The sequence below is a fragment of the Flavobacterium sp. genome, from assembly GCF_043760115.1.
Lineage (GTDB): Bacteria > Bacteroidota > Bacteroidia > Flavobacteriales > Flavobacteriaceae > Flavobacterium.
In genome coordinates, this window is the sequence record NZ_JAYUPK010000167.1 from 18917 (window position 1) to 32039 (window position 13123).

7 protein-coding genes are annotated in these 13123 nt (G+C 26.5%); all 7 read left to right on the forward strand.

Annotated features, from left to right (window positions below; genetic code table 11):
- Nucleotide 1: 1 nt before the first annotated feature.
- Entirely contained in the window at nucleotides 2-2824 is a 2823-nt protein-coding gene (locus ACH2BC_RS14105; RefSeq protein ID WP_395054738.1) for a histidine kinase, read from the forward strand.
- Nucleotides 2825-2935: 111 nt separating this feature from the next.
- Nucleotides 2936-4561 (forward strand): T9SS type A sorting domain-containing protein, encoded by a 1626-nt coding sequence (locus ACH2BC_RS14110; protein WP_395054740.1) that lies wholly within the window; start codon nucleotides 2936-2938, stop codon nucleotides 4559-4561.
- A gap of 17 nt (nucleotides 4562-4578) precedes the next feature.
- Entirely contained in the window at nucleotides 4579-5217 is a 639-nt protein-coding gene (locus tag ACH2BC_RS14115) for a hypothetical protein (RefSeq protein ID WP_395054742.1), read from the forward strand.
- Between the two features lie 242 nt (nucleotides 5218-5459).
- A complete protein-coding gene (locus ACH2BC_RS14120) occupies nucleotides 5460-7406 on the forward strand; it encodes a PKD domain-containing protein (protein WP_395054744.1) in 1947 nt (648 codons plus the stop codon).
- 9 nt (nucleotides 7407-7415) lie between these two features.
- Complete coding sequence (locus tag ACH2BC_RS14125; protein ID WP_395054746.1) at nucleotides 7416-10016, forward strand: CHAT domain-containing protein; 2601 nt, start codon at nucleotides 7416-7418, stop codon at nucleotides 10014-10016.
- On the forward strand, nucleotides 10016-10453 hold the full coding sequence (locus ACH2BC_RS14130) for a retropepsin-like aspartic protease (RefSeq protein WP_395054748.1): 438 nt from the start codon (nucleotides 10016-10018) through the stop codon (nucleotides 10451-10453). The genes ACH2BC_RS14125 and ACH2BC_RS14130 overlap by 1 nt, the downstream gene beginning before the upstream one ends.
- Before the next feature lie 89 nt (nucleotides 10454-10542).
- Nucleotides 10543-13123, forward strand: a 2581-nt coding sequence (locus ACH2BC_RS14135; protein WP_395054750.1) for a beta strand repeat-containing protein, incomplete at its 3' end; no start/stop codon positions are given.

Here is a 13123-nt window from a genome sequence, read left to right on the forward strand (position 1 = left end):
TATGAAAACACTTTTAAATTTAATTTTTCTTTTATTATGCAGTTTAACTTGGGCTCAAAATCAGTATAAATTTAATCATTTTACTACTGACGACGGCTTGCCATCTAATACAATTTATAGTATTACAGAAGATAAAAACGGAAAAATAATACTTGGAACTGACAATGGTTTAACATTTTTTAATGGAAATGATTTTACAACTTTAAATGTAAAAGATGGTTTAATAAACCCATACATTGTAGCTGTTGAAATAGATGAAAAAGGAATAATTTGGTTATTAAATTATAACGAACAAGTTCAAAAATATAATGGAAAGAAAATACTAAAAACATCAATTTCTAGTAAGTATTACAACAGTTTAATCGTTACAGACAGCACAATTGTATTGTATTCTATGCAAAACAGACAGCTTTATAAAAATTATTCTTTTACAGAAGTAAACAAAAAAAATAACCACGTTAAAGTTAATAAAAATGCATTTTTAAAAACTAAATTCTCCTTTCCATTTTACGTTCAAAACAATCAAGTTATAACTATTAAAAATGATACTGTAAAATTTAATAATTACCATTTTAAATTACCTAAAGAAGTAACATTTTTACACAAAATAGTGTTTAGAAAAAAAGATGTTTTACTTGTAGACGAAAATAAATTATTTATTTCAACTTTAAATGGAATACTGCTAAATTCTATTCCATTTCCTCAAAATTTATCTCAAAATCCAATTTATAAATATGATTTTATTATCGACAAAAATGAAAATTGCTGGCTCAACATTCAAGGTAAGGGAATTTTTATTTTAAAAGATTATAAATGGATTTGTATAAACGATAATTTAGGTTTAAACACTTCTGATAATGTGAATTTTTTATATTGTGATTCTAAAAATAAAATATGGATTGCTACCAACGAAAACGGATTATATTGCATTCCCAACCTACTTATAGAATCCATAAAATTTAAAAATGAAGAAAATTATTTTAACGGATTTGCAACTTCGCTAAACAATAAATCACTATATATTTCATCTAAATTTACTTTGTATAATTATAAAAATCAAAATCTAAAATTGATTGAAAAATCTAAAAAAGAAATTAAATTGGGTAATTTTAATGCTGTTCCCATAATTTACCAATCTATAAACAAGATAGAGAATTACAATAAAGATAAAAATATATTGCTTGTTGGTGGTAAAGAAATAATTAAAAAAAAAAATAATACTTACTATTTACTTTTGGGAAACTCAAATATAAGAGTAATTGACATTAAAAATACTACCATTAAAAATTTAAAAAGCAATAGTAATGAAGAAGAAAAAATAAAAAACATAGTTTATTATAAGAACGAATATTATTTTAACAACTCTAAAAAAATTAATATTAGAAGTTTTAATGATTCAACAATTAAAATTAAAAGAGAATTAAAATTAAATATAAAAGGTTTTATACAAGATTTTATCTTTATAAAAGACACTCTGTGGATTGCCGCAAACAACTCTGTTTACAAATTGGTTAACGAAAAAATTATTGAAAGTGTAACGCACGTAAATTTTGTAAAATTTGATAATATAAAAAAAATAAAAGTAATAGAAAATGATATTTTTCTTTGTGCAGGAAACGGATTATTTCTAATTTCTAAAAATGGAAATAAAGTTATAAATAAATATAATTTTTTACCCAATAATGAAGTTTACAATGTTGCATTATTTAACAACGAATTGTTTGTTGCAACTAAAGATGGTTTGGGAAAAATAAATTTTTCTTTAATAAAAAACAAATCTCAAAAACCTATTTTTAAAATCATTTACAATGATTTAAGTGTAACTAAAATTAATGTAAAAAACAATCAAACTATTGTAAAATTAAATCTTGATATTCAAAATTTTAATGTTGTTAAAAATCAAATTATTCAATATAAAATAGATGCATCAAACTGGATAACAACACAAAATAAGTTTATAATATTTCAATCATTATCCTATGGAAGTCATACTGTTATTGTTAGAATTAGAGATGTAAATTCTAATTGGTCTATTATAAAAATTTCTATTTATAAAATGTATCCTTTTTATTTAAAATGGTGGTTTTTACTACTTATTTTGTTCTTGTTTTCAACATTATTGTATAGTATTTACAGACACCAAATAAAAAAAATTAAACTTAAAAAACAACAAGAAATTTCTATAAATAATAAAATTGTAGAACTTAGACAAAGTGCACTTTCGGCAATGATGAATCCGCATTTTATTTTTAATTCTCTCAATGCAATTCAATATTTTGTTAACAGCAATCAAAAAGAAAAAAGTAGTGAACATTTAGCCAAACTTTCTAGATTGGTTCGATTGTTTTTATCCCAAGCATCGCAACCATTTATAACTTTACAAGACGAAATTAATAGACTAAAATTATATTTAGAACTAGAGCAAGTACGATTCTCAAATTTTGAATTTACTATAAATACATCTGAAAATATTGATTGTAAAAATGTATCCATTCCTAACATGATTGTGCAACCATTTATAGAAAATGCAATACTTCATGGTGTTTCACATTTAAAAGAAAATGATGGTAAAATTGTAATTAATTTTTCTTTAACCAACGCTACTTTAACTATTGAAATTATTGATAATGGATATGGAATAAATTCTAGTAAACCACAAGACGCATCTCATATTTCTAAAGGAATTTCAATTATTACAGAACGGTTAGAACTTTTACAATTGTCTTATCCAGATAAAACATTTTCAATTTTACAAAAACCACATCTTAATGATCAACTTCGAAAAGGTCACAATGTAAAAATTACTGTAACTATTTTAACATAAAATAATTATATTTTACCGTTTTCTAAACACAACCTACCGTTTTCTAAATTTTTATAAAAGTTATTAAATTGATTTTTAAATTTGATTTTCTTAACCTTAATCCCAAAAAAAATGAAAACAAATCTACTTTTTTTATTACTAGCTGTAAATTTTTTACAAGCACAATTTACACCGATAACTAATGGAACTTTCAACACAACAATTAACGGTTGGAGTAACACAACCTCTGGCGTAACTGCATACAACAACGGTGGTCAACTAACATTGAGTGGAAATAGTAACTATGCAATTAAATCACCATTATTCAATTCTAATGCTAACGTTGCTTACAGATTTACATACAATTATCAAGATTGTTTTTTTGCAATGGGTGGATGCAATCCTATTGGATATCCAAATATAAAATTTTATAATCCAAATGGTACATTAGCAAGTTACACTATAATAGATAGTAATTATACTTACCAACTTGAATCTGGATTTATATTAATTATTTTTCAAACAACAGGAAGTTATTATGTAGAATTTACTGGTAATCACAGTAATTCTAATTTGTTTTATATTGATAACGTCGGTTTTGAACCAGCTTTTGTTACTAAAGTTCAAACAGCGCAATGCGGTTCAACTTTGCCAATACTTAATGATTTAATAGTTGCCAATTCTGTTTCTAATGCACAAGGTTATAGATTTAAAGTTACCAATCTAGCCAATAATCAAATTCAAACAATTGATAAAACTTTTAATTCTTTTAGACTTACAGATTTACCAACTTTTGCATACAATACATCCTACAAAATAGAAGTTGCTTTAAAAATTAACAATGTGTGGTTAACTTATTATGGATTACCATGTACTGTAACAACACCTACAGTAACAACACAAGTTTCTAATGCACAATGTGGTACAACCGTTAGTTCTTTTACACAATCAATATATGCTGATATAATTCCTTATGCTAAAGGTTACAGATTTAAAATAACCAATTTAACCAATCCTGCACCATCGCAAACGATAGATAAAAATTTACGTGCTTTTAGTTTTAGTGATTTTACTGGTCCAACAGCAGCTTATGATAGTACTTATTCTGTAGAAGTAGCTGTAAAAAATACTAATGGTACATATATGCCATTTGGTGCACCTTGCCTATTATCTACACCTGCATTTCCAACAACACAATTACAAACTTCGCAATGCAATTTTACAGTGGCTAATAAAAATGATTTTATTTATGCCAATGCCGTACCAACTTCAACATCGTATAGATTTAGACTTACAAATACTTCTTTAAATTATTCGCAATCTGTAGATAAAATATTAAGAACATTTACTTTAACTCAATTTACAGGATTACAAACTAGTACAACATACAATGTAGATGTAAGTGTAAAAATTGGTGGCGTTTTTGGACCTTTCGGACCAGTATGTACTATTTCAACGCCAGCTTTATTAAAATCTATACCTTCATCAGAAATTGATTTAATTACATCAGAAAAATTTAATTCATCTGTATATCCAAATCCATTTGATAATAGTTTTAAAGTTAATATAGATTCTAAAAACTTAGGAGATATTTCAATTAATATTTATGATATGATGGGAATAATTGTAGAAACTAGAATTATAAAATTATCAGAAGTAGAAACATTTGAACTTGGAAATAATTATAAATCTGGAATTTATAATGTTGTAATAAATCAAGCAGAAAATTCTAAAATAATTCGAATAATAAAAAGATAATTATAAAATTAAAAAATATGTATAAAAAATTAAAATCAAAAAATAGTTTTAAAAAATTAGCATTAATCGTAATGATTAGCTCAATTATACTGGGCTGTAGTTCAGATCAAGATCCTGTTGCTCCACCATATACTAACGTTGACACTAGTTTTCAAAGTTTATTTAATACGGTACAAGTTAATCAAGGATTAGTAAATGATCAATATATGGATACAGAAGTACACCAATATTCGTTCAAGATGACTAAAAGTGGAAAAATATATAGTGTGGGTTTCCAAAGTTTACCAATTAATGAAGGTTTATTTCACAAAATTGAAATAGTAGATAATGTTACAGGAACAATTATTTACAATGAAAGTCATAAATTTTCATCTGCGTCAGTAGATTATTATGAGATAAATCCACCATTAGAAATTACAGCAAATAATTCTTATTCTATTAGAGAAACCTTTTTGTTGTCTCAAGCTCCAAGCGGATTTTTTAATGATTTAATATGTAACGGTTTAAGAAAACCTAACAATAGTAGTTTGACTTTTCCAATAAATGCTGGTGATATGATAATTACAGGAACTAATAATTATCAACTATTTGCAATTGGAAGTCCGCAAATAAATTATTTTCTTCCGTTTATAGATTTTTCTTTTACTCCAAATTAAAAAATAGTTATTTTAAGTTTTTTGTGAAAAAGTGATGGCATGTTCATCACTTTTTCTTATTTTAAAATACCGTAAAAATACGGATGTAATTTTAGTTGAATTCCTGAAAATCATTGAAAATAAAATAATAAAATTTGCAAAATTAATTTAAGGATTTAAGTGAATTTTAATATGGAAATAAGTAAAACAAAAACATTAACATTTTTTACTTAATTTTATAACATCAACCAAAACAAATTATTATGAAAAAATTACTACTTCTACTATTTTTTCTATTTTCTTTTGCTTGCTTTTCTCAAACAAAAGTAAAAGATACGGTAACAAGAAAAGCCAGAATTGAAATAATAAAAAAACAAAATCAGGCAATATTTAATCCGCAAACGCCACCATTAATTCAGGTTTCTGGTGCGCCACCAGCAAATTATAGTTATTTTTGGGAAATGGGCGATGGTAGTTATAGTAAAGAAAAAGCACCAAAAAAAGTATACAAAAAGAAAGGAACTTATAAAATAAATTTATCTGTAACTAATAATTACGACAACGGAAAACCACCAACAACAAGACCAGAAACAGTTTCTATAGACGAAATAATAGATACTAACTTTCAAAATATTGCTTCACTAAAAGATACTGTTTCAATGGAACTTTTTGCCAATAGAGATCCAATTCCAGAGCAAGATATTGTAGTAATTTTAAGCTATCAAAACAATTTAAATTACGTTGCCAACGGAAAATTATATCTTTTTTATAACGATAAAGAATTTAAAAATAAAAACTTTGATTTAGTAGAAACGCGTACTCATTTTAACGAAAAAGAAGTTACAGAAACTGCCGTTGCCTCTGTTGAAGATTACAATAATAGTTATGAAAATGTTGCTTCTGCAAATGATTATCCATCATTTAAAAACAATTTTTTACTTGACGATGAAAACTTAGATATGACATTAATGGAAAGTAAAACGTTATTTTCAGATACTAAAATTTTAGAATTTGACGGAATGCAACCAAGTGAAACAAGAAATATATTTTTTAGTTTTAAAACTACTCCAGAAATGCTAAAAGACACAAGTGCAACTGTAAAAATGCGTGGCGTTTACGTTCCAGATAGAAGTTATAAAACCCACAAAAAGAAAACGTATGAAATGGAAATTGTAACATCTCACGATCCAAATAAAATGTCTAGTAATGCCACTTTGATAAACTATAGATTTGTAAAATTTAGAACTATAAACTTTAAAACTCGTTTTCAAAATAATGGAGAAGGTCCAGCATCAACAATAAAATTAGAAACCGATATTCCAGATATGTTTAATAAAAAAACATTAAAAATTGTAGATAATTATCCAAAATGTCCCATTTGTCCAAAAGGTGAAAATGTAACCTACAGTTGCCTTGATACCATTGTAAAAAAAGATCAAATTCACTTTGTTTTTAGAAATATTTACTTGCCTGGAAGCGAACAAAAAAATGTAAAAGATCGCGATTCTACCAAAGGTTTTGTAAAATACAGCTTGAAGTTTGGAAACGATTTTCATAAAATAAAAACCAAAAGCAAAACTGCCATAATCTTTGATAAAAACGAACCAGTAATTACCAATTATGCAACTACTAGATTTAAACCTGGAATTTCTATTGGCGCAAAAGCTGGTTATAATTTTTATACCGATTTAGAAAAATCTAAAAGTTATTTTGTTGCGGCAACAATTTCTCCTTACAAATCCTATAAATGGTATTGGCAAGTTGAGTTTCAAGCTGGAAGTCATCAATACAATTTAAATACATTTGTGACGGATAGATTGGTTGGTGTTAATGGTAATTTTCAATTATATAGAACTACAACCACTTCAAGTTTTAAAGCAATAAATCTAGAAATTCCAGTATTAATGAGATATAATGTAAATAATTTTATTGGACTTGGAGCAGGAATTCAAGCAAATATAGTTGCTTCAAATAATGAAATTAAAACAGAACAAATAGATGTGTATGAAAATACAACTCCAACGTTTTTAGTAAGTTCTACAAATAATTCATCTGATTTAACCACCACATTTACAAAACCAAACGGTGGATTATTATTTGAAATAACTGGCGGTATAGCACGAATTGGTCCAAGTTTTGGAGCAAGATATGTATTGAATTTTGAAAAAGATTTTAATTACTTACAATTGTACGGAATTTGGAAATTTTAAACCTTTAAAATGAAGAAATTACTACTAGTTTTTTTGGTATTTCAATTTTCGTTTTCACAAATAAAAAGCACCGTTCTAGAAGACAAAATTTATAGTTCTTTAGAAATATTTGTTGCAAATGCTAATGAAGAAAGTTTGAAGAAACTAGAAGTTTTAGAAAAAAATTTTAATCCAAAAACTAAGCCAGAATTTCTTGCAATTGTAATTTTAAATTGTAATAAAGCTTTTTATCAAAACCAATTTGGGCAAACCAACAAAGCCATTTCTAGTTATGAAAAAGCTTGGCTAGTTTACAATAAAAACAAACTTTCTAAATACAAAATTACAGAGTTTTGCTTAAAACCATTAGGAAATTTGTACACTATAATTGGCGATTATGAAGCTGCAGAAAACACCATAAAAGATTATTATTACATTGCAAACAATGAAAATGATACTAATCAAAAATATGCTGCAATTTTAAATTTATCTAATGTTTATCAAAGTTCTGGCAGAAAAAATGAAGCAATAATTTTGTTAGAAAAAACGTTGAATTCTGAAAAACTAACCACTTTTCAAAAAGGAAATTTGTACGGAAATTTAGGATCTAATTATTTATTAAATTATGAAACAACTAAAACTGAAAGTCATTTTTTACAAGCCAAAAAGTCATTAGAAAAAGCAATTCAATTTTTAAATTTAGATGTAAATCAATCGCAAGCTATTGGAAATGCCTATTTGAATTTATCTAAAACTTATTCTATAAAAAAAGAGTATAAAAACGCTGAATTATATTTAGAAAAAGCAACTCTAGCATTTGAAAAAACCAATCAAGAACCAAGAAAATTAGCAAAGTTATATTATGAAAAAGCGACCTTGTTTTTTGAGCAAAAAAACTATAAAAATGCAAACGAAAATTTAGAAACTGTTTTTACCATTTTACTTCCCAATTATAAAACAGTAAAAAATAAATTACCCAACAAAAATGCGCTTTATGCAGAAACGGTTTTACTTGACGCTTTAGATTTAAAAGCTGCTGTTTATTTGAATCAAAATTTGCCTAAAAAAGCATTAGAAACTTTTTCACTTTCATTTTATATAGAATCGTTATTTCAACAACTTTTATCGTTTGAAAATTCTAAAATTATCAGCCAAATTAGAACTAGAAACAGAACAGAAAAGTGTATTGAAATTTACTTAAATCTTTATAATAACGACAAAAAAAGTAGTTATTTAGAAAGTGCTTTTCAATTATGTGAAGAAAGTAAATCGGTTGTTTTAAAAAATACATTGCAAAATTCTAAGGTTCAATCTAGAGAAGAAAAAATAATTTTAGAACAGTTACAAAACTGGAATACAATAATTGTAAAAGAACAACAAAAGCTTGAAATGGCTGACATTTCTAAAATAAATGAAGCTATAAAAAAGCAAAATGAATTGATGTTGTTGTTAAAGCAGAAAGAATTTAAAGTTGATAACAAATCTAAATCTGACATAACTATTACAAATTTATATTCTAAACTAAATAACGACAAAGCTGTTTTAATTGAATATTTTACAGGAATTTATAAAAAATATATTTTTACAATTTCTAACAATGAAATTACATTAAAAGTTATCAATAATGATTTAAAATCGTCTCAAAAAATTGTAAATTTTATAAATTTATTTACTAATTCTGATGCTATAACTAATGATGTTAATGCTTACAATTCATTAGCAAATGAAGTTTATAATTTATTACAAATTCCTAAAAAAGCTAAGTATAAAAACCTCATCATTATTCCTGACGGAATTTTAAATTTTCTTCCATTTGAAGCATTAATAACTAAAAAATCTACAACATCTAATTTTTCTAAAATGAAGTATTTAGTAAAAGATTTTACTGTAGTTTATAACAATTCGGCTTCGTTTTATTTAAATGCAATTCCTTTTCAAGATAAAAAAGAAACCATATTAGGAATTTTTCCAGTATTCGAAAACAGCAATTTAGAACTAACGTTTTCTAAAAAAGAAATGCAAGCAATTAAAGAAAATTTTAAAGGAAAATATTTAGAAAAAGAAGCTGCAACATTTGATAATTTTAAATTGAATGCGTTACAATATTCTGTTCTTCATTTGTGTACGCATGCATCTTCTGGCGATATTGAAACTCCTGCAAGTATAAAATTTTATGATCAAGAAATTCTTTATTCAGAACTTTACAACTTAAATATTAATCCAAATTTAGTAGTTTTAAGTGCCTGCGAAACTGGTTTAGGCAAACTATACAAAGCAGAAGGCGCAATGAGTGTTTCTAGAGGTTTTCAAATGGCTGGAGCACAAAATTTATTATTTTCTTTATGGAAAGTAAATGATTTTACGACTTCGCTATTTATGAAAAAGTTCTACAATAACATTGAAAAAGGAAAATCGTATGCACAAGCAAATCATGTTGCAAAATTGTCTTTTTTAAATGATATTACTATTTCTAATACTAAAAAATCGCCTTATTATTGGAGTGCATTTGTTTATTATGGAAGTTTAGAAACTAGCAATTCTACTAATTATTTTGTTTGGATTTTATTAATTAGCGGATTGTTTATCTTAATTTCATTCGCATATTTGTACCATAAAAAAAGGAAAGTATAATGGAAGAATTACAAAAAATTTTAAAGAAAAATAAGTATAAGAAAATACAATTTAAGGTGTCTAAAACCCAGCATTTATTGATAAAAGCAATGATAAATGGCATTAAAGGAAATTTTATTTTAGATACTGGCGCAAGTACTAGTTGTGTAGGTTATGAAAGTGTTGCCAAGTTTAATTTAAAAGCCAAAGATTCTAAAACCAAAGCTTCTGGCGCTGGAGGAAATCATATTGACACACAATTATCTAAAAACAATAAATTGCAAATTGGAACTTGGAAAGAAAAAGATTTTAACTTGGTAATTTTTGATTTATCACATGTAAATTTTGCATTAACGCAACACAAAGCCAAACCAGTTGACGGAATAATTGGTGCCGATATTTTGTTAGAAGGAAAAGCTATTATTGATTATTACAATCATTGTTTTTATTTGAAATAAATTAAATTCTTGATGAAACTATACAAATTCTAATTTATACAAAAAAATTACAAAAATTATTCCTACATTTGATTTTTAAACCCTTGATTATGAGAAAATTTTACACTTCTGTTTTATTAATTGTGTTTTTATTTACTAGTTTTAATAGCTTATCGCAAATGGTTGCTGTTGATGACAACATAACGACTTTTAGCGGATTTTCCTCTACAATGGTACTTGTTGTTACTGTAAATGACACCTTTAATGGTACTCCAGTTACTGCTTCAAATACTGATGTTACACCAGTTACAAATGGACCAATCTCAATTGATGCTGAAGGTGTTTTAACTCTTGCATCAAACACGCCTTCTGGAACATACTCAACTACATATCAAATATGTAATATAGGAAATACAGATTGTGATACTGCTGTTGTTACAATTAATGTATTTAATTCAATAATTGCAGCAAATGATAGTTTTCCACCAATTCCATCAATTCCAAATTTAAGTATTCTTGGAGACGTTACTGAAAATGATACTTTAAACGGAATTCCTGTAACTTTTAATAATACAAATGTAACTCCAGTTGTAAATGGACCACTTGCAATTGACTTTAATGGAACTATAACTGTAGCACCAAATCCTGCTCCTGGAACTTATGCAATAACTTATACTGTATGCGAAACTGGTGCTATTCCAGCAAATTGTGACACTGCAACTGCTATGGTTGTAGTACAATCGCAACCTTCTAATCCAATTGTTGCTAATGACGATACTTTTCAAAATATTAATGGAATTACTGGAAATGTAAATGCTGGAAATGTACTATCAAACAATGGAAATGGTGCAGATTTATTAAATGGACAACCAGTAAATTTAAGTTTAATCACGTTAAGTGTTATAACTCCTGCTATTGGTTCTATAAGTCCTAGTATCAATACATCAACTGGAGTAATATCTGTTCCTGCTAATATACCAAGTGGCACATATATAATAACTTATCAAATTTGTCAAACATCAAACCCAACTAATTGTGATACTGCAATTGCTACAATAATAGTTAATTCAAACTTAATTATTAATGCCAATAATGATTCTGCAAGTGTTTCCAACCCAATTGCAAACCAAATTGTTCTTGAAGATGTTTTAAATAATGATACATTAAATGGAATTCCTGTAACATTAACTAATGTAACAATATCTCAGACTTCTTCAACAAGTGGATTTTTTAGTATTCAAAATAATGGAAGTGTAATAGCAACTTCTTCAAATGTGCCTAGTGGAAGTTATACCTTAGATTATCAAATTTGTCAAAATAATGCTCCAAATAATTGTGATACAGCATTTGTAACTATAGATGTTAATAACGAATTAAGTGCAACTGCTAACGGAACTTATGTAGATTATAATAATGATGGTTTTACCAATATAGGTGATGTAATTAATTATACTTTTACTGTAACTAATAATTCGCTAAATACTATTACTAACGTTGATTTTATAAATAGTCCTAATTCTCCAAATACAGTTGCAATTTCTGGTGGACCATTGTCCAATTTACCTTCTCAAACTACAAATACTACTACATTTACAGGAACTTATGTATTAACACAACTCGATATTACTAATGGTTATGTTGGCAATTTTTTTAGTGCCGAAGGAACTTTAAATGGTACTGTTGTAAGTATAGATACTTATAATGCTACTACTTTAAACATTTCTAACGGAATAAAATTGAATGCTTTTATTGACAGCGATGGAAATGGAATTCAAAATAATAATGAGCAAAGTTTTAATTTAGGAAATTTTACGTATCAAATTAATAATGGAACCATTAATAATTTATTTTCAGATAGTACTATAATTTTATATGAATCTAATCCTGCAAATAGTTATAACTTAACTTTTTCAGTATTTTCTCAATTTGCATCACAATATACAGTTTCGCCGTCAACATATTCAAACATAACTGTTGCCGCTAACTCTGGAATCACAACTTATAATTTTCCTGTTACAATAATTCCATTTACTGATTTGGCAGTTTACATTTATCAATCTGGAATAGCACCAAGACCAGGATTTACTTATTATAATCAAATTGAATATTCTAATTTTGGTACACAACCAATTGCTTCTGGAACAGTAACTTTTACTAACAATAATGTTGTTTCTGTTATAGCAGTTTCACCAACTGGAAGTGTTGCTACAGCAAATGGTTTTACTTATAATTTTACAAATTTATTAGCTGGTGAAACTAGATATATGTTTGTAACCATGCAAGTGCCAACAATTCCTACGGTAAGTTTGGGTCAATTATTAACCAATACAGTTTCTATTACAATACCAAGTGGTGATATAAATACGTTAAATAATTCTAGCGAAATAACACAAGTTATTGTTGGTTCTTATGATCCAAATGACAAAACAGAAGCACATGGTGGAAAAATTGTGCATTCTACTTTTACATCAAATGATTATTTAACGTACACTATACGATTTGAAAATACTGGAACTGCAGATGCAATAAACATTAGAGTAAATGACGTTTTAGATGCAAAGCTAGACGAAACAAGTTTACGAATGATTAATGCAAGTCATCCTTATGTTTTACAACGTGTAGGTACAAACTTAAATTGGAAATTTGATGGAGTTAATTTACCACCATCAAACGGAAGTGAAACTGTTGGTA